The organism is Pseudarthrobacter linnaei, assembly GCF_055412825.1.
On sequence record NZ_JBVAYX010000001.1, the window covers coordinates 174,311 to 192,754 of the forward strand.

The 18,444-nt window shown below is 67.8% G+C and carries 16 protein-coding genes; 5 read left to right on the forward strand and 11 right to left on the reverse strand.

Annotated features, from left to right (window positions below):
* The first annotated feature begins 297 nt into the window (after positions 1-297).
* Positions 298-1,047, forward strand: coding sequence for a polyprenol monophosphomannose synthase (locus ACZYZ3_RS00775; RefSeq protein WP_463961962.1), 750 nt, complete (start codon positions 298-300; stop codon positions 1,045-1,047).
* A gap of 179 nt (positions 1,048-1,226) precedes the next feature.
* On the opposite strand, the gene ACZYZ3_RS00780 is transcribed toward ACZYZ3_RS00775, so the two are convergent.
* The 4 genes from ACZYZ3_RS00780 to ACZYZ3_RS00795 all read right to left on the reverse strand — a co-directional run bounded on the left by ACZYZ3_RS00780 (position 1,227) and on the right by ACZYZ3_RS00795 (position 4,473).
* Positions 1,227-1,574, reverse strand: coding sequence for an RNA polymerase-binding protein RbpA (locus ACZYZ3_RS00780; RefSeq protein ID WP_463875253.1), 348 nt, complete (start codon positions 1,572-1,574; stop codon positions 1,227-1,229).
* 296 nt (positions 1,575-1,870) lie between these two features.
* Positions 1,871-2,881 (reverse strand): SPFH domain-containing protein, encoded by a 1,011-nt coding sequence (locus ACZYZ3_RS00785; RefSeq protein WP_463961963.1) that lies wholly within the window; start codon positions 2,879-2,881, stop codon positions 1,871-1,873.
* Between the two features lie 96 nt (positions 2,882-2,977).
* On the reverse strand, positions 2,978-3,439 hold the full coding sequence (locus ACZYZ3_RS00790) for an NfeD family protein (RefSeq protein ID WP_463961964.1): 462 nt from the start codon (positions 3,437-3,439) through the stop codon (positions 2,978-2,980).
* A 158-nt stretch (positions 3,440-3,597) separates the two neighbouring features.
* Positions 3,598-4,473 carry a methyltransferase domain-containing protein gene (locus ACZYZ3_RS00795; protein ID WP_463961965.1) on the reverse strand — a complete coding sequence of 292 codons (876 nt, stop codon included), beginning with the start codon at positions 4,471-4,473 and terminating at the stop codon, positions 3,598-3,600.
* Between the two features lie 119 nt (positions 4,474-4,592).
* Between ACZYZ3_RS00795 and ACZYZ3_RS00800 the strand changes: the two genes are divergently transcribed.
* Positions 4,593-6,680 carry a S9 family peptidase gene (locus ACZYZ3_RS00800; RefSeq protein ID WP_463961966.1) on the forward strand — a complete coding sequence of 696 codons (2,088 nt, stop codon included), beginning with the start codon at positions 4,593-4,595 and terminating at the stop codon, positions 6,678-6,680.
* 18 nt (positions 6,681-6,698) lie between these two features.
* On the opposite strand, the gene ACZYZ3_RS00805 is transcribed toward ACZYZ3_RS00800, so the two are convergent.
* Both ACZYZ3_RS00805 and ACZYZ3_RS00810 read right to left on the reverse strand, forming a co-directional pair.
* Positions 6,699-7,361, reverse strand: a complete 663-nt coding sequence (locus ACZYZ3_RS00805) for a peptide deformylase (RefSeq protein ID WP_463961967.1) — start codon at positions 7,359-7,361, stop codon at positions 6,699-6,701.
* A gap of 9 nt (positions 7,362-7,370) precedes the next feature.
* A complete protein-coding gene (locus tag ACZYZ3_RS00810) occupies positions 7,371-8,402 on the reverse strand; it encodes a hypothetical protein (RefSeq protein WP_463961968.1) in 1,032 nt (343 codons plus the stop codon).
* 72 nt (positions 8,403-8,474) lie between these two features.
* Here ACZYZ3_RS00810 and ACZYZ3_RS00815 point away from each other — a divergent pair, with 72 nt between their 5' ends.
* On the forward strand, positions 8,475-8,885 hold the full coding sequence (locus ACZYZ3_RS00815) for a nuclear transport factor 2 family protein (RefSeq protein WP_463961969.1): 411 nt from the start codon (positions 8,475-8,477) through the stop codon (positions 8,883-8,885).
* Between the two features lie 46 nt (positions 8,886-8,931).
* On the opposite strand, the gene ACZYZ3_RS00820 is transcribed toward ACZYZ3_RS00815, so the two are convergent.
* From ACZYZ3_RS00820 to ACZYZ3_RS00830, 3 genes are read right to left on the reverse strand one after another with little or no spacing between them, the layout of a single operon-like run.
* Positions 8,932-10,101 (reverse strand): FAD-dependent oxidoreductase, encoded by a 1,170-nt coding sequence (locus tag ACZYZ3_RS00820; protein ID WP_463961970.1) that lies wholly within the window; start codon positions 10,099-10,101, stop codon positions 8,932-8,934.
* Complete coding sequence (locus ACZYZ3_RS00825; protein ID WP_463962171.1) at positions 10,094-10,750, reverse strand: class I SAM-dependent methyltransferase; 657 nt, start codon at positions 10,748-10,750, stop codon at positions 10,094-10,096. The genes ACZYZ3_RS00820 and ACZYZ3_RS00825 overlap by 8 nt, the downstream gene beginning before the upstream one ends.
* Positions 10,751-10,798: 48 nt before the next feature.
* Entirely contained in the window at positions 10,799-12,019 is a 1,221-nt protein-coding gene (locus ACZYZ3_RS00830) for a type III polyketide synthase (protein WP_463961971.1), read from the reverse strand.
* Between the two features lie 134 nt (positions 12,020-12,153).
* Between ACZYZ3_RS00830 and ACZYZ3_RS00835 the strand changes: the two genes are divergently transcribed.
* The gene (locus ACZYZ3_RS00835) at positions 12,154-14,544 is read left to right on the forward strand and encodes an ATP-binding cassette domain-containing protein (RefSeq protein ID WP_463961972.1); all 2,391 of its coding nucleotides are present in this window, start codon (positions 12,154-12,156) and stop codon (positions 14,542-14,544) included.
* On the opposite strand, the gene ACZYZ3_RS00840 is transcribed toward ACZYZ3_RS00835, so the two are convergent.
* Entirely contained in the window at positions 14,529-15,365 is an 837-nt protein-coding gene (locus tag ACZYZ3_RS00840; protein ID WP_463961973.1) for an alpha/beta fold hydrolase, read from the reverse strand. The genes ACZYZ3_RS00835 and ACZYZ3_RS00840 overlap by 16 nt on opposite strands.
* Before the next feature lie 308 nt (positions 15,366-15,673).
* Here ACZYZ3_RS00840 and ACZYZ3_RS00845 point away from each other — a divergent pair, with 308 nt between their 5' ends.
* A complete protein-coding gene (locus ACZYZ3_RS00845) occupies positions 15,674-17,095 on the forward strand; it encodes an FAD-binding oxidoreductase (RefSeq protein ID WP_463961974.1) in 1,422 nt (473 codons plus the stop codon).
* 526 nt (positions 17,096-17,621) lie between these two features.
* Here ACZYZ3_RS00845 and arfB read toward each other — a convergent pair.
* Positions 17,622-18,044: an alternative ribosome rescue aminoacyl-tRNA hydrolase ArfB gene (gene arfB / locus ACZYZ3_RS00850; protein WP_463961975.1), complete on the reverse strand. Its 423-nt coding sequence runs from the start codon at positions 18,042-18,044 to the stop codon at positions 17,622-17,624.
* Positions 18,045-18,444 lie beyond the last annotated feature (400 nt).

The following is an 18,444-nucleotide window of genomic DNA, read 5'->3' on the forward strand; positions in this document are numbered from 1 at the left end:
AGACTCCGGACGTCCCCGGTCAGTTCCAGGTTGCCGCCAGCACGGCAGCTTCTTCGGTCATGGCCAGGGGTACTCCCCAGGGGCGGGTCCATCTCGCAGCAGAAAACGGTTCCGGCGGCGCTTTTCGCGCCCTGCCGCAACTGGCCCGAGGCGGGTGGACCTGCCCGGGGAGATCCCCGGGGACCGGCATCGGCCCCAGCGGCCCCGGCGACTCCCTATAATGGAGAGTTGCGCCTGGTGTCAGCTAAGCACTGACCGCCCGGCTCTCGACCGCTCCCTCCAAGGAAAGGCCCCGCTGTGCGTGTCCTCACGATCATCCCGACCTACAACGAGCTGGAATCGTTGCCCAAGACCCTCGGGCGGCTGCGCACGGCTGTGCCCGGCTCCGATGTCCTGGTTGTCGACGACAACAGCCCCGACGGCACCGGGCAGCTGGCGGACCGTTTCGCCGCTGAGGACAGCCAGGTCCACGTCCTGCACCGTGCCGGCAAGGCCGGCCTCGGCGCAGCCTACATCGCCGGTTTCAAGTGGGGCCTCGACGCCGGTTACGACGTCCTCGTTGAGATGGACGCCGACGGCTCGCACCAGCCGGAGCAGCTTCCCCAGTTGCTCGAGGCCGTGGAGCAGGGTGCCGACCTTGCCATGGGCTCGCGCTGGGTGCCTGGCGGCAGCGTCGTCAACTGGCCGCTGTACCGCCAGGCGATCTCCCGCGTGGGCAGCACCTATGCCCGGATCATGCTGGGCATGAAGATCAAGGACGTCACCGGCGGTTTCCGGGCGTTCCGCCGGAGCACCCTGGAGAAACTGGACCTGAACACCGTCGACTCAGTCGGCTACGGCTTCCAGGTGGACCTGGCCTGGCGCGTCGCCAAGCTGGGGCTGACGATCGTCGAACGCCCCATCACATTCGTGGAGCGCGAGCTGGGCGACTCAAAGATGAGCGGCAACATCGTAGTCGAAGCCATGGTCAATGTCACCAAATGGGGCCTCACCGCCCGCTGGAACACGCTCGCCGGAAAGCTCCCCGGCAAAAAAACCGCCAAGTAGGGTCTCCAGAGACAGCCTTGCCCCCGCAGGGCAAAGCAAAGGGCCGGTCACACATCGTCAATGACGCTGCGTGGCCGGCCCTTTCCAAATCAACGCGGAGTCACTTCCAGCCCATCCGATGCCTCAGGATGGGCCGTACGTGACCCCGCGGGGCTTGATACGGCGGGTACCGGGGCTGTTTAGGCAGAGCGCCGTTCGCCGCGGCGTTCACGCAGGATCGTGAGACGGTCTTCGAGGATCTGCTCGAGTTCGGGCAGCGACCGGCGTTCCAGGAGCATGTCCCAGTGCGTGCGGACTGCCTTCTCGTTGGGGTTCACCGGACGTTCGCCGTCGACGAGCAGGGCTTCCTTGCCGGTCTTGGATACCCACAACGGGGGGATCTCCGCTTCGGAGGAGAAGGTCACGAATACCTGCTCGCCGTCCGCGCAGCGGTACTCGACCCGCTGGCGCGGAGCCGGTTCGACACCGGATTCAGTCTCCATGCTCTGTGCGCCAAGGCGCATACCCCGCAGGCTGCGATCGCTCATCTTTTCTCCCTCTATTCGGTTCGCAGGGTCATGCCCTGCGTTAGCCGGGGGCTGTGAGGCCGCGCCGGACTACTGTTTGCATTGCGCCGTCCCACAGGATCCAAACCGGCTGAATCGTCACTGGATAAAACGCTTAGCGAAGCTTAATTGTTCCGACGGACTGAACCGGCCGGACAAATATTCAAGTATACGGGAACAGGGCACCCCGGGTAAAGCCTGCAGGGCTGGGGCGGGGCTCCGCGCAACGCAACGGGGAGGCACCCGCCGCGCGGATGCCTCCCCGTCAGTTGAAGCGCCTAGGCCTCCGGGTGGCCCGGGACACCGGCGGCCGGCCCTGCCGCCGGACCGGCGGCGGGCGCAGCCGGGCGGGTAGCAGCCGGTTCCTTCGCGGCGTCGGAATCGGGGCCGAACAGCCCGTCATTGAACTGCCCGTCCTTGCTGCCGCCGAGCGCGTTGCCGATGCCCTTGAGGGCTTCGCCGACTTCGCTCGGGATGATCCACAGCTTGTTGGCGGAACCTTCGGCGATCTTCGGAAGCGTCTGCAGGTACTGGTAGGCGAGGAGCTTCTGGTCAGGGTTGCCCTTGTGGATCGCGTCGAAGACCTTCTGGATGGCCTGGGCCTCGCCGTCGGCCCGGAGGATCGCGGCCTTCGCGTCGCCTTCGGCCTTCAGGATCGAGGACTGCCGCTGGCCCTCGGCGGTGAGGATGGCGGACTGCTTGGTGCCTTCCGCGGTCAGGATCGCGGCGCGGCGGTCACGCTCGGCGCGCATCTGCTTCTCCATCGAGTCCTGAATGGAGTGGGGCGGATCGATCGCCTTGAGCTCCACCCGGGAGACCCGGATGCCCCAACGGCCGGTCGCTTCGTCCAGGACGCCGCGGAGCTGCCCGTTGATCTGGTCACGCGAGGTCAGCGCCTCTTCGAGGTTCAGTCCGCCGACGACGTTGCGGAGCGTCGTGGTGGTGAGCTGTTCGACCGCCTGGATGTAGTTGGCGATCTCGTACGTGGCCGCCCGCGCATCGGTGACCTGGAAGTAGACCACCGTGTCGATTGAGACCACGAGGTTGTCCTCGGTGATCACCGGCTGCGGCGGGAAGGAGACTACCTGTTCACGCAGGTCAAGCAGCGGCAGCAGCCGGTCCACGAACGGGATCAGGATCGTGAGGCCGGGGTTCAGCGTTCGCTGGTACTTGCCCAGCCGTTCGACGACGCCGGCGCGGGCCTGCGGGACAATCCGCACCGCCCGGACGAGCACGATTATTACGAACGCAACGAGAACCAGCAGCACGATTGCGACTGCGATATCCATACATCACCTATTCCCCAGTTTGGTCTTGCCATGGTGTGCGGCGGTTTCCCGCCGCGTGCCCGGTGCCGGTGGCGGCCGCCGGAAGTCGTGCGGGTGCTACTGGATGGCGGTTTCCGGCTGCGGGGCGACGACGGCCGTGGCGCCGTCGATCGCGCTGACAATCGCGTGCTGCCCGGGTGCCAGGACGCCGGTTTCGGAGCGGGCGCTCCAGACGTCGCCGCCAATTTTGACCAGGCCGCCGGTTGCTGTCACCGGCTCCATGACCAGGGCGGATTCGCCGATCAGCCGCTCGACATTGCTTCGGCGGTCGGCCGGGCCTTTGTGCAGGTGCTTGAGCGCGACGGGCCGGACGAAGCCGATCATCAGGAGGGAAACGACGCAGAAGGCCACGACCTGCAGACCAAGGTCCGCGCCGGCGAGGGCCGCTACCAGTCCGGCGAGAGCACCGCCTCCGAGCATGATGAAGAACAGGTCGAGGGTGATCATCTCCACCACGGCAAACACCAGGAACACCGTGAGCCACAGCGCCCACCAGTTTTCGGCTAGCCATTCGAGCATCTTTTCCCCCTTCGCCCCTCGGGCTGCAGCTGCAGACCCTCAGTCACTGTGATTCCATCCTAAGCCGAACGGCAAGGCCTGCGGAGGGCCGGTGAAGGCAGGTGGCGAAAGTGGCCAAGTCGTTACCTGCGGGCACGCCGTGGGCACTGCTGGCGCCACTAGCGGAGCGGCTCGAAAACGCTCAGCCGGAACCGTGCCGACACGGCGGTCCGCGGCGGGAGCCCGGCTGCGAGGGACGCCAGCGCTCCGCGGTCCAGATGGTGTCCGGCGGGACCCATGAGCGCCAGCCGGGCGACGTCCCCGGGGGACAGCAGGAGCGGCACGTCCAGGTTCTCGGCGGAGAGCGCCGAAAAGTGTCCCGCGAGCGAGGCCGCGAGCCTCTCGTCTTTCGCCGGTTCGATCCCGAGCATGCCTGCCTGGGCTGCCACTTCCTCGAGGTGGCCCGGCCGGGGAGTGACCACTACCAGCCGCCCGCCCGGGCGGAGCACCCGGGCGAACTCTGCCGCGTTGCGCGGCGCGAAGACCACGGTGACGACGTCGACGGCGTCATCGGCGACCGGCAGTGGCTGCCACACGTCCCCGACAAGGTTGATGGCCTCCGGGTTCAGCTTCGCGGCCCGGCGGAGCGCGAACTTCGAGATGTCCAGGCCGATCGCCCCGGCGGGTGTCCGGTCCAGTGCCGCCCGGTCCAGCAGGGCCCGGAGGTAGTGGCCGGTCCCGGTTCCGGCGTCCAGCACCGTCCCCGGCGTTTCAGGGGTTCCGCCGGCGAGGGCCGGGACCGCCAGGTCCGCCACGGCCGCGGCGAGCGGACGGTAGTGGCCGGCGGAGAGGAAGTCGAACCGTGCCGCGACCATCTCGGCCGTGTCCGCCTCGAAAACGGTGCCTTTACCGACGAGGAAGTTGAAGTACCCCTGTTTCGCCGCGTCAAAGCGGTGGCCGGCCGGGCACCCAAGGGTGCGGCCGCCGTCGCCGTTGAATCCGAGGCGGTTCCGGCAGACCGGGCACAGCAGGGAGGCGGCGGAGGCGGGCGGCATAGTGTCCATCCTAGGGGTGGCGGGTCCGGCCGGGCCCGGCCGGGCGGCGCCGCCCGGCATTCATGCCCGCAGGAGTGAGCCATTTCACAGCCGGGGAAACTGGGGCTAGGCTCTCACACGTGAAATCCGAACATCTGCCGCTGCTGAATTCCGTCTCCGCCCCTGCCTTGCATCCGGACGGCACACGTGCCGTGGTGTCCGTGATCCGGCCCGACTTCGACGCCGACGCGTACGTCGGCCAGCTGTGGACGGTGCCGCTGGACCCGGAGCGGCCCGCGCGCCGCCTGACCCGCGGATTCCGCGACACGGCGCCGGACTTCTCTCCGGACGGACAGGTGCTGGGTTTCCTGCGCGCCGCAGCCGGCGGCAAACCCCAGCTCCATATCGTGGAGGCCGCCGGCGGGGAGCCGCAGCCCGTCACCGACGCGCCGCTAGGGGTGTCGGCGTTCGCCTGGTCGCCCGATTCCCGGCACCTTGTCTACAGCGCCCGGACTCCGGAGGACGGCCGCTACGGCAGTACCGAGGGGGTCTCCGCCGGCGGCGAGGACGCCCGGCTGATCACCGACTACCAGTACCGGATGAACGGCGTCGGGTACACCGCGGACAAGCCGGTCCAGCTCTTCCTCGTCGAGGTTCCGGACCCTGGAGCGGAGCCCAAGGTTGCGCCCCAGGGCAGGGCGCTGAAGGCCCGCGCCGCCGCAGCTGCCGGTCAGCCCGCACCCGGCGCCGGGCGCACGCCGGCCGGGCTGCTGCCGGCCGCGCGGCAGCTCACCACCGCATCCACCGACCACACCGGCGCGAGCTTCAGCACCGACGGGCGCACCATCTACTTCACCGCCGCCCTGCATGACGGCAGCGACAGCGATCTTGCCAGCGGCATCTACCGCATTGCGGTGGGGGAAGGCACCGGGGAAGGCACCGGGGGAGGGGAACCGGAACCGGTCGCCCCGGCCAACACGGGCCGGCAGAGCGTCCACGCCGTCCGCGAGTCACGGGACGGGCAGTGGCTGTTCTTCCTCGCCCAGGATCTCGGTCCGTCGGGCCAGGACTTCGTGGCGCGCAACACCGCGCTCTACGTGATGCCGGCAGGCGGCGGCGACGCCACCCGCCTGAGCGACGTCGAAACGATGGACCTCGGCTGCAACGGCAGGCTCGAACTGGGCGGTCCCGACTCGGTGCTACCGCTGAACAACGCCCGGGGAACGGTCGAACTGCTTCAGTTCCAGGCCTCCGGGACCCACGACGTGCTGGTCCGCGGCGAGCGTGTGGTCACGGGCGGCGCCGCCAACGGCGGTTCGCTGGTGGTCAGTTTCGCCGACGCCCTGACCGCGGGCGATGTCGCCGTCGTCGACGGCGGGCAGCTGCGTGTCCTGACCGATTTCTCCGCGCCGCTGCGCGCCGGCGCCGGAATCATCGAACCACTCGAACTCACGGTCCCGTCCGGCGACGGCTACCCCGTCCACGGCTGGCTCGTGAAACCGACGGGCCAGGGTCCCCACCCGGTCCTGTTGAACATCCACGGCGGCCCGTTTGCGCAGTTCACCGGAGCCCTTTTTGACGAGGCGCAGGTCTACGCCGCGGCGGGGTACGCCGTCCTGATGTGCAACCCCCGCGGGTCCGCCGGCTACGGCCAGCAGCACGGGCGGGCCATCAAGGAGAAGATGGGCACCCTGGACATGCAGGACGTTCTGGCCTTCCTCGACGGCGCGCTCGGCAAGTTTGAGGAACTCGACGCGGGGGCGCTCGGCATCATGGGAGGTTCCTACGGCGGCTACCTCACCGCCTGGACCATCAGCCACGACCACCGCTTCAAGGCCGCCATCGTGGAACGCGGATTCCTCGATCCCGTGAGTTTCACCGGCTCGTCCGACATCGGCTGGTTCTTCGGCGGTGAATACACCGGCCGGACGGCCGAGCAGATGGCGGCGCAAAGCCCGATGGCCCGGGTGGAGCAGGTGCGCACACCGTCCCTGGTCATCCACAGCGAGGAGGACCTCCGGTGCCCGGTGGAGCAGGGCCAGCGGTATTTCACCGCACTGAAACAGCTCGGCGTGGAGGCCGCGTTCCTGGTCTTTCCCGGCGAGAACCATGAACTGTCACGTGCCGGGACCCCGCACCACCGCAGGCAGCGCTTCGACCAGATCCTCCAGTGGTGGTCCCGCTACCTTCCGACGGCGGCAAATCCCGCCCCTGGGACCCGGGACTGAGGGGGCGCCGCCCGGGCGTTACGGGCCCGGGAGGAACCCGAGTTCCTTCCGGGCGAGGCTGATGTCCGGCTGCGCCCAGCGTGCGGAGTACTCTGTGTTGCTACTGAGAGAGCGCAGCTCGGCCCGGTCCAGGTACAGGATGCCGGACAGGTGGTCGGTTTCGTGCTGGACGATCCGCGCCTGCCAGCCCGTGAATTCGCGCTGCTGCCTGGTTCCGTCCGGTGCCGTGAAATCCAGCCGCACCGACTCGGGCCGATTCACGGCTGCCTGGAGTCCGTTCACAGAGAGGCACCCCTCGTAGAACGCCACGGTGGAGCCGTTCATCGGCTGGTAGGAGGGGTTGAGCATGGCGAAGAACGGCAGTGGATCCCGTCCGCGGGCGGCGGCGACCGCAGGATCGACGTCGAACTGGTCCTCGAGCACGGCAAGCTGCAGCGGTATGCCGAGCTGGGGCGCCGCCAGGCCCACGCCGGGTGCCTTGTGCATGACACCGCGCATCAGGTCAATCAGCTGGCCCAGTTCTGCGCCGCTCAACTGCCCGTCGAAGGGCGCGGCGACCTGCCGCAGTCCCGGATGTCCGGCCTGGACAATGGCGGGGAGCACGCCGGCAGTGAGCACCTGCTGGACGGCTTCATGGATGCGGGCGGCGCTGAAGTCAGTGGGCTTGGCGTCAGGGGACATGGCACCAGACTACTGGCGTCCGCAAGCCGTCGTAATAAATTCGTGAATGCGTCCCCGCAGCAGGGCTCCGGCGCCGACTTTCAGGACGCCCTCCCGCCCGCCCGCGGAGACCCTCAAGGGGAGCAGGGTCCCCACTTTGTCGTCCGCGATGGCGTGCGGATCGCAGCGTGCCGGCCGGATCCCCAGCCGGAGCTGCCGGCTGGCGCCCCCGGCGTGGACCGAGACGGAGCGCGGCCAGGGAGCGCTTTGGTCCTCCTCGAGCAAGGAGGTCCCGTCGATCCAGTTGATCGTCAGGGTCCTTGTTGAACTTGGATTCACGGCGCCGGGGGTGCTCCGCGGCGTGATGGCAAGTGTCAGCACGGCGCTCTGCGCGTCGGCGGACACCTCGAGTTCCGGTTCCAGCCGCAGTCCGGCGACGGCGGCGGCCGCCTGGGCCAGGCACATCTCCTTGTTATTGCGCTCCAGCACCCCGTACGGATCAGTGGCGGGCACTGTAGTGGCGGGCACTGTAGTGGCGGGGCCGGCTGTGGCGGGGCCGGCTGTGGCGGGGCTGGCGTCGCTGGACGGGGCAAGGCGGAGCTCCACCCTGACGCCGGCGTTCGCCGGCGCCGTCCGGACTCCGCACGCGGGGGCGCGCAGTTGTGCCGGCAGGATCTTGGTCTGGCCCGGCGGCAGTTCGATCCCGGCGGGCGCCGGCTGCCACTCCATGGTGCCGGAAAAGAGCGGACTCGCGACTCCGGCGCTGAGCACGGTCAGCGGCGCCGCGGTGTTGTTCGTCAACTGCACGGCAATGATCTGCCGGCTGTAGTTGTCGCGGAGCTGGTTGATCACCGCGGTGACCGGGGCCCCTGAGGTGGTCGTCGGCGTGCCTGACGTACTGCCGGTGCCCGATGTACTGCCGGTACCTGATGCGCCGGCGCCGCAGGAGGCGGTCAGGGCGAGGGCAGCGCCGGCGGCGGCCAGCCTGCCGGCCAGTCCGGGGACCGGACGGTACCGGTTTCCGCCGGCCGGGCGATGCAGGAGCGGGGGAAAGCGGCCCATGGGGCCAGTGTATTCCGGGCGCAGGCCCGTGTGACCCGGGGCCAGGCCGGTGCGGTCCGATAGTCTCGTTCCATGACTTCACAGGCCCCTCTGGAATGCGTGCTCGCGCTGCTGCGCGCTATCGAGGTCGGCGGCGGGGCGGCGGAGGTCGCCCCGTTCCTGGCCCAGGACTACACCCTTCGCGAGGCGCCGCATCTGCTGGCTCCGGCCGGTGCTACCCGGAACCGGGACGAGGCCCTGGCCGGGGCGGAGGCAGCCCACGACGTCGTCTCCGGGCAGCGGTTCGTCGTGCGTCGCACGACGTGCGAGGGCAACCGTGTGGTGGTGGAGGCCGAGTGGAGCGCGACCCTGCTAATGGACCTGCCGCACTGGGACACCGGTGACGTCATCTGGGCCAGGGTCGCGTCCGTTTTTGAGGTCCTGGACGGGCAGGTCGTCAGCCAGGACAGCTACGACTGCTACTTCACGCCCCCGCCCGCCTGAGCCGCGCTGTCGTTCGAACGACACCACGGCGGTCCGTCGCCGTCGGTTACTGCATGGTGAACCGGCGGGCCACGAACCCGTTGACGGCGGGCACGGAGGCGGCCGCCGCGACGGCACGGTTCCGCGCGGCCCACGGCCCGGCGCTCAGGGGCCGGCCCAGCGCCATGTTGATTTCTGACTGGCGTGCCGCCCGGGCGGCCGCGGCCGCGCGGCGGGTCTCGAAGTTCAGTAGTGCCGCCCCCACGTCCGCGCCATGCAGCGACGCGAGCACCAGGGGAGCCAGGGCGGCGGCGTCCAGCCAGCCCAGGTTCATGCCCTGCCCGCCGATCGGGCTGATCTCGTGGGCTGCGTCGCCGATCAGCACGGTCCGGCCCGTCACCATCCTGCGGACCAGCCGGGTCCGGACGCCAAACCGGCTCAGCATGCTGTTGCTCGCGGGATCGACGTCGATCCCGGTGCGTTCCCTGACCGTTTGAGCGAGCCAGCCGGCGTCCCTGCCGTCCCCGCCGTCCCCGCCGTCCCCGCCGTCCCCGCCGTCCCCGCGGTCCGCGAGGCGCACCACCCAGCGCCGCAACGCCCCCGGCAGCGGGAAGGACTCCACGATCCCCGCAGATTCCAGGAACAGGGCCGCGTCGGGACCGAACCCGGTCGCGTCCGCGAAGTCGCCCATCAGGTAGCTGTCCCGGTAATCCTTCGCCATGACGGCCGTGCCGAGCAGCGGCCGAACCGTGGACCGGACACCGTCGGCGGCAATGGCAAGGGCCGCCGTGTAGTGACCTGCCGAGCCTCCAGCCGTGGCGTCCGCGGTGACCTGGCCGCCGTCGTCGTGCAGCCCCGTGACCCGGACGCCGCGGTGCACGGCGTCGGGGTCGAGTTGCCGGACGCGCTGCTCCAGGACCGCTTCGGTGCGGGACTGCGGCAGGGCAAGGACGAACGGGAAGCCCTCTGAGACCCCGGCAAAGGACATCCGGGCGAGCGTCCTGCCGCCGCCGACCGCGATGCCGCGCCGGATCGGGATCCCTTCGGCCACCATCGCCGGCGCCACGCCGACGCCCTGCAGTGCGTCCAGCGACGGGGGATGGATGCCGATGGCCCGGGAGTGCGGTTCGGTGCCGGTCCGCTGTTCCAGGACGCGCACGCTCACACCATGCTGGAGCAGCAACGCGGCCATAAACAGCCCCACCGGGCCGCCGCCGATCACCAGGACGTCAACCATGAACCCCGTCCTTGTCCAGGACCAGCAGGTTGCGGAAGGGGGTGCGTCGGATGACGGTCCAGCCCGGGGGTGCGGTGGCCTGGAGTTCGGCGGCGGTGTAGCTGCGGCGGATCGAGGTGAGGCCATCCTGTCTGATGTAGGAGCCCGTAAAGGGCCAGGAGCCAGCGAAGAAGAGGGCGTAGGCGGCCGGGCTGCGCCGGAGGTCGTTGTGGATCACCCGGCCGTGGCAGAGCCCGGCGGACTCGGCCAGGAAGCCCGGGAGTTCGTCCTCGGGCAGATGGTGCAGCACGTGGTTGGACACCACCAGATCGAAGCTGCGACCCTCGACGGCGAGCTGGGCGGCCGTGGACTGAAGGAACGTCACGCCCGCGGCCCGGTGCCGTGCGGCAGCGAAGCGGCTGGCGCGCGGATCCGGATCGATCGCCGTGATCTCCAGCCGGAGCCCTTCCCGGGCGGCCCAGCGGGAGAGCATCACCGGCACGTCGCCGCCGCCGCAGCCGATGTCCAGCAAGGTGGCGGGACCCCTCCGCAGGCGCGGCCTGAGCTGGCTCCGATAGATGCCCCGCCACCCGGAGACGGCCCGGTTCACGAGCGCGAACTGGGCATAGGTACGGTCCAGCCGGACCGGATCACAGCCGGGCAGGTCCATCTCCTCAACGGCGTGCGCCGCACGTTCCCGCAGCAGGTGCACTGGTTTTCAGGCCAAGGCCGATTCCGGCTGGGCGGTCCCTGGCCGGGCCGCGTCCCCGCTCAGCTTTGGCGGGTCTTCACGGCGCGGGCTGCTGAGCTTGGTGAACAGCGCCGTTTCCACCGTCAGCCCCGGCCCAAACGCCATGGAGCAGATCCGCTCCGCGCCGTCGTCGGCACCCTCGGCAGGCGGCAGGTCAAGGATGTGCCGGAGCACGAAAAGCACGGTGGCGCTGCTCATGTTCCCGTAGTTGCGCAGGGTTTCACGGGCCGGGACCAGCTGCTCGTCGCTCAGGTCCAGCCGCGACTGGACCTTGTCCAGGATGCTGCGGCCGCCGGGGTGGATGGCCCAGTGCCGGATGTCGCGGTAGGGGAGTCCCCGCAGGGCACCCTCCCGGGAAAGGAGCGGTTCCAGGGCGCCGATGATGTGGTCATCGATGATGTGCGGGACGTAGTTCCCCAGGACCATCTCAAAGCCTTCGTCACCGATATTCCACGCCATGGACTCCTCGCCGACCGGGGTCAGGACGGTCTCGAAGTGGTCCAGCTGCAGGAGGGCCGGTTCGTCGGGGCGCTCCTGGGCGGTGACGACGGCAGCGGCCGCGCCGTCGGCAAACAACGCCGAGCCCATGATGGTGTCCGGGTCGTTCGAGGTCCGGACGTGCAGGGAGCAAAGCTCGGCGCAGACGACCAGGACGACGGCGTCGGGATCGGCCTCGCAGAAGGACTTGGCCGCCCGCAGGGCGGGGAACGCCGCGTAACAGCCCATGAATCCGAGGTGGTAGCGCTGCACGGCGGGATCCAGGCCGAGGGCCCTGACGATTTTGTAGTCCGGGCCGGGGTTGAAGAACCCGGTACAGGACACCGTGACGAGGTGGGTTATGTCCGGGGACGTAATCCCGGGACAGGCGTCCAGGGCTTTATGTGCTGCCTCAATGAAGAGTTTGGTGGCTTCGGTGGCGAAGATCTCGTTGCGGACCTTGGTGCTGGGGCTCAGCAGCAGCCCCGTGCCGGCGTTGAAAAACCGCGGGTTCTCCGCCTGATGATCCTTCGTCAGTTCCTCGACTGCCGTATGGCGGGTGTCGATGGCTGCGGAATCAAAGCAGGTGCTGACCAAACGGGTGCCCAGCCTGGTGAGCCCCGGCTGGGCCGCGAAAACGTCCCGGGCCTCCGTTTGGATCAGGACAGTGGGCGGGACCGCAGTTTCCAGGGACCTCAGGTAGACCGTCATGGTTCATTCTCAGCGAGGTCGGCCCAGAAGACAATGGATTCGCCCGCGGATGCTGGCTCGAAGCTGGTTAGATAGAGCCAGAGGACGCCGGCGGAGACCTCGAAACGCGGCCCCGCCCAAGGGATGGAGACACGATGAGCATGGCTACGACGCCGGAAACGCAGCCGCGTTCGCTGCATGTTGCCGACAGCCACGATCTGATCCGCGTGGTCGGAGCCCGCGAAAACAACCTCAAAGACATCAGCATCGAGATCCCCAAACGCCGTCTGACGGTGTTCACCGGCGTTTCCGGCTCCGGCAAGAGCTCGCTGGTCTTCGCCACCATCGCCGCTGAGTCGCAGCGGATGATCAACGAGACGTACAGCGCCTTCGTGCAGGGGTTCATGCCCAACCTGGCGCGTCCGGACGTGGACCACCTCGAGGGGCTGACGACGGCGATCATCGTCGACCAGGAGCGGATGGGCGCGAACCCCCGCTCCACGGTGGGCACTGCCACTGACGCGAACGCCATGCTCCGGATCCTCTTCAGCCGGCTGGGGTCCCCGCATGTGGGGCCCCCCACGGCGTTCTCCTTCAACGTCCCGACGAGGAAGGCCAGCGGGGTGATGAGCACCGAGAAGGGCGGCAGAGTCGAGAAGAACGTGGTCCACGATGCGGTCTACCTGGGCGGGATGTGTCCGCGTTGCGAGGGCATGGGCTCGGTCTCCGACTTCGACCTCACCGCGCTGTACGACGACAGCAAGTCGCTCGCCGACGGTGCGCTGACGATCCCCGGCTACAGCATGGACGGCTGGTACGGCCGCATCTTCAGCGGCGCCGGCTTCAACATGGACAAGCCGATCCAGAAGTTCACCAAGAAGGAAATGCACGATCTCCTCTACAAGGGGCCAACCAAGATCAAGGTCGAGGGCATCAATCTGACGTACGAGGGCTTGATCCCGAAGATCCAGAAATCGATGCTCTCCAAGGACGTCGAGGCGATGCAGCCGCACATCCGCGCCTTCGTGGAGCGAGCCATCACGTTCCAGGCCTGCCCGGAGTGCGACGGCACGCGGCTCAGCCCGGAGGCCCGGTCCTCCAAGATCCAGGGCAAGAACATCGCCGAGCTGTGCGGGATGCAAATCAGCGACCTGGCCGGGTGGGTCCGCGGTCTCGACGAGCCTTCGGTCGCGCCGCTCCTCAAAGGCCTGCAGCACCTGCTCGACTCGTTCGCCGAAATCGGACTGGGCTACCTCTCGCTGGACCGGCCGGCGGGCACGCTGTCCGGGGGAGAGGCCCAGCGCACCAAGATGATCCGGCACCTCGGCTCGTCTCTCACGGACATCACTTACGTCTTCGACGAGCCGACGATCGGCCTGCACCCGCATGACATCGAGCGGATGAACAGGCTCCTGCTGCAGCTGCGGGACAAGGGCAATACCGTGCTCGTCGTCGAGCACAAGCCGGAGACCATCGCGATCGCCGACCACGTCGTGGACCTTGGCCCCGGCGCCGGCACCGAGGGCGGCCGCGTCTGCTTTGAGGGAAGCGTGGAGGGCCTGCGGGGGAGTGAGACGATCACCGGGCGCCACCTCGATGACCGGGCGAGGGTTAAGGAATCGGTGCGCATGCCGTCCGGGACGCTCGCGGTGCGCGGCGCCTCGACACACAACCTCAAGGACGTCGACGTCGATATCCCGCTCGGGATGCTGTGCGTGCTCACGGGCGTGGCCGGGTCGGGGAAGAGCTCCCTGGTTCAGGGGTCGGTCGCCGGCAGGGACGGCGTGGTGGTGATCGACCAGGGGGCAATCAAAGGGTCCCGGCGCAGCAACCCGGCGACGTACACGGGCCTTCTCGAGCCGATCCGCAAGGCGTTCGCGAAGGCCAACGGCGTGAAGCCGGCCCTTTTCAGCTCCAACTCGGAAGGCGCCTGTCCCACCTGCAACGGCGCGGGCGTCATCTTCACCGAACTGGGCGTGATGGCCACCGTCGAGTCGACCTGCGAGGACTGCGAGGGCCGGAGGTTCCAGGCGTCAGTGCTGGAATACAAGCTGGGCGGCCGCAACATCGCCGAAGTGTTGGCCATGTCGATGACCGAGGCTGCGGCATTCTTTGGTACCGGCGAGGCGAAGACGCCGGCGGCGCACAAGATCCTCGACCGGCTTGTGGACGTCGGGCTGGGCTACCTGACCCTTGGACAGCCGCTCACCACCCTGTCCGGCGGCGAGCGGCAGCGGGTCAAGCTGGCCACCCAGATGGCCGAGAAGGGTGACGTTTACGTCCTCGACGAGCCCACCACGGGCCTGCACCTCGCCGATGTCCAGAATTTGCTGGGCCTTCTTGACCGCCTGGTCGACTCCGGCAAGTCGGTCATCGTCATCGAACACCATCAGGCCGTTATGGCGCACGCCGACTGGATCATCGACCTCGGCCCGGGCGCCGGCCATGACGGCGGCCGGATCGTCTTCGAGGGGACACCGGCTGAGCTGATCGCGGCCCGCAGCACCCTCACCGGAGAGCACCTGGCTGCCTACGTCGCCCGGTGATTTAGGCTGTGTGAGCCCGGCCTCGCCGTCTCCTGCCAGAAGTCGTCCACGCGCGCGTTCCAAACGTCCGGGATCTCCTGGAAGGGCTGGTGGGATTCCTGCGGCATCACCTCGAAATGTGCGCCCGGTATGCGGCGGGCCACGGCCTCACCGAGTTCCGGCCTGGTAATCGGGTCCACTCCGCCGGCCAGGACAAGGGTGGGCGCATTGATCTGGTCCAACCGGCTTGCCGTCTCGTGGACCGCGAACGCGTCCAGGAACTTCAGGAAATTCTCGGTGGACTGCTGATGTGGGAATGCGAGGGCGCCCTCGATAATCTGGCTGACCATTCCGCTGTTGTGTGCCCGGGGGGTATAAACAAGCAGGAAGAAGAACTCCAGGAATGCGCGTTCGTCCGGAGCCAGCTCGGCCTGCCAGTGGATGGACCGGACGAGCGTTTTCATGTACTCGTCCATTGCGGGCCAAGTCCTCTGCAGCACCGAGCTTCGCACCAGCCTCGGGTGCCGGAGAGTAAGTTCCTGGGCGACGACGCTGCCGCCGGAGAACCCTGCGACATGCACTGAGGAGATGTTGTGACCCCGTAGCACTGCAGCCGCGTCGTCCGCCATCGCCTCGACGTTCGGTTGCCCCTCCGGCATGGCCGTGCGGCCCGCACCCCGGTTATCGAACGCCGTCAACCGGTAGCGGTCCGCCAGCCCGTCCAGCTGGAACTGCCAGGACTCGACAGTATCCCCGAGCCCGCCGATCAGCAGTACATCGGGTCCCTCGCCGACCTGCTCCGTCCAGATTTCCAGTTCCCCGGATTTCACATACCCGCCCATTCCGACCCTCCTGTCTCGTCCAGCCGCCGCTGAACGGTTCTGCCGGTGCCGGCGCCAGCCCGCACTCGGCAACCCGCCGGGCAGTCGAGTCGTAATCTACTCTTCTGTCCGTGGGGTGCCTAGACGCGGCTATCCGATTGTCCGTTGTCCGTTGTCCGGCGCCGCAGACGAATTTATACTGTGGACACCGCGAGCTGTTCCAGGGCCTTGGCGGCTGGAATTGTCGCCTTGCAGCGCCGACCCCGGCGAGATCAATTCCACTATTGGACCGGGGGCACCAACCCCCATGGCACGGAGGCAGCAGACCGATGAGCACAATGCATCTGGAAGAGCAGGCCGGCGAAGAGGACCGCGCCCTGCAGGAGTTGCGCGGGCACCTAGCGGGGTTGGTGATCGAACCGCAGGATCCGTTGTACGACGAGGCCCGGGCGGTATGGAACGGCATGATCGACGTGCGTCCGCGGGCTGTCATCCGGGCGGGAGCCGTCGGAGACATTGATCCCGTCCTGCACACGGCCCGGCGCACCGGCCTGCCGCTTGCCGTCCGCGGGGGCGGGCACAACATTGCCGGCCACGGTACTGTCGAAGGCGGCCTCGTGCTGGATCTAGGCCAGTTGCGCGGTGTGGAGGTCGATGTGAAAAAACGGCTCGTGACCGTCGAACCCGGGGCGACCCTGGCAGACGTGGACCGGGCCACCGCCACACATGGACTGGCCGTGCCGCTTGGGGTGATCAGCGCCACAGGCGTCGCCGGACTGACCCTCGGCGGAGGGGTGGGCTGGCTGACCCGGTCCAACGGACTGAGCCTGGACAACCTGGTCTCCGCCGACGTCATCACCGCCGCCGGAGAGCACCTGCACGCCAGCGAACAAGATAACCCCGAGCTGTTCTGGGGGCTGCGCGGCGGGGGCGGGAACTTCGGGGTGGTCTCCTCCTTCACCTTCCGCGCCCGGCCGCTGCCGGCCGCCGTCCTGGGTGGAAACTTCTTCTACCGCCCGACCCACTGGAAGAGCGCACTGAACGCGTTCGACTTGTGGACGAAGGATTTGCCCGAGGAGATGAACCCGATCGTCTCCTTCCTAGTGCTCCCGCCTGACTTCGAGATGGGGGAGGAGCCGTGGATGATCATCGGCTTTGCCTGGGCTTCGGAGAACCACCAGCCCGGGCTCGAGCTGATCGAGCAACTGCGCACCGCTGCGCCCCCGGACGAGGAAGAAGTCTCCCCAACTGCCTGGCCGGAGTGGCAGTGCGCCATGGACAGCCTCTTTCCCAAGGGCTCCCGGGGGTACTGGAAAAACTTGTCGTTCTCCCGGATGGACGATGATGCCGTCGACGTTCTGGTCGGTTTCGCCTCTGAAGTGGCCTGGGTCGGGACCGGGATTGATATCCACCATATGGAAGGGGCCTTCGGGCGTGTGCAGGAGGAGTCCACAGCGTTTCCCAACCGTTCGGCGAAGTACTGGCTGAACATCTACGGCTTCTGGAACGACACGGCGGAGGACGAGCGGCTGAGCGCGTTCGCCCGGAACGCCTACACTCTTATGCAGCCGTTCGGCGAGCACGGCCAGTACGTTAACTTCCTCGGCGCCGAAACCGGACAAGACATCATCGAGGCCGCACGGGAGGTCTACGGGCCCAATACTTATGACCGACTGGTGGCTCTGAAGAACCGTTTCGACCCGCACAACCTTTTCCGCCTCAACCACAACATCGTGCCGACCTCCGCCTGAGACAGCGAACGCAGGCGCATAGCGGGACCGGTTGAACACTGTGTTGCAGGCGGCCCCGGATCTGTGACTACGTGCTGGGTCCGAGTACAAGCTCGGTCAAGACGAGGGCGAGGGCGAGGTACTCGTGTTATCCAGGCATCTGTAGCTCACGCCCGCGATCAGCCTGTTTGCAGCCACTACTACTGCCATACTTTTAACGCCGATAATCTACATTATGTAAAGTAGAAGTGATCGAGTTGCAGGACCTGCTGAAAGGACGCAGTGAAACTTGGTCAACGCGTCGGGATATCAGCGCACCGGTCGGCGAAGCCTGAAGCGCTTCGCCGACCCTCACAAACGCCCAGGATCGTACTGTGGGCAGCCCGGTCCCTACGCCCGCGAGACGCTCAACTCATCGGTCGCACACACACCGCCGACGCCGGCGCCGGCGTCCCGATGGCTACTGGACAGCGCTCTCCGGAGTTTTTGCCGGACACCAGCTCATGACACCACCCCGCTATTACTCTCCTGCAGTCGAAGGATGGCGCTACTCGGCGGACGGCCGCTGTCGTTGCCGTTTCGTCGCCGACCTCTGTTCCTTTGCGGCGAGGCGCCGACGGTTCGATCCCCGGGTGGGTTTGGTCGCTCGGCGTCGGGCAGGTTCCGGAGCCAGGGCCTCTGCCACAAGGCCGGCGAGCTTGGCAAGGGCGAGCTCACGGTTGCGCAGCTGGGACCGCCGCTCTGACGCGGCCACAGTGACCACCCCGGCGGCGAGGCGTCGTCCGAGGCGCGTCAGCAGCAAGAGCCGTTGGTCATCCGAAAGCACCGCAGAGTCGTTGATGTTCCACGAGAGTTCAACGCGGCTATCCGACGTGTTGACGTGTTGACCGCCCGGCCCGGACGAACGCGAGAACCGCCAGCCAAGTTCCGACGAAGGAATCGTGAGCGCGGGCGACACCTCCAGATCCATACCACCAGCGTTGCACAACTCGGGCGCGATCAACGCCCCCAACGCCCTCGTTGCCGACAACAAGTCGACGTCCGGTGGTTTTCGATATGAACGGTCAGTTGATCCATTTCCGGCCGGACGGAATGATCGGCAACGTTGGCCTAAGGGCCGGCTTCCCGTCTTCGGGGTCACCACTACATCGCCTTCGGGACGACGGCGCGGGCTACCTTTCGTATCCAGCCAGGGCACCTCCACCATCGCCATCTACGGCTGGCCCGGCGACAGCCCGTTCCTCAAGAATTGCAAGGTCGCAGGCAACGGGACGGTCGACGCAGTCACCGGGGCCGGCGGTCTGGACGTGACCACCGACAAATGTCAGGCCGCGGTTCGGGCAAGGGCTGCTGGTGGTGCACGGCGAATC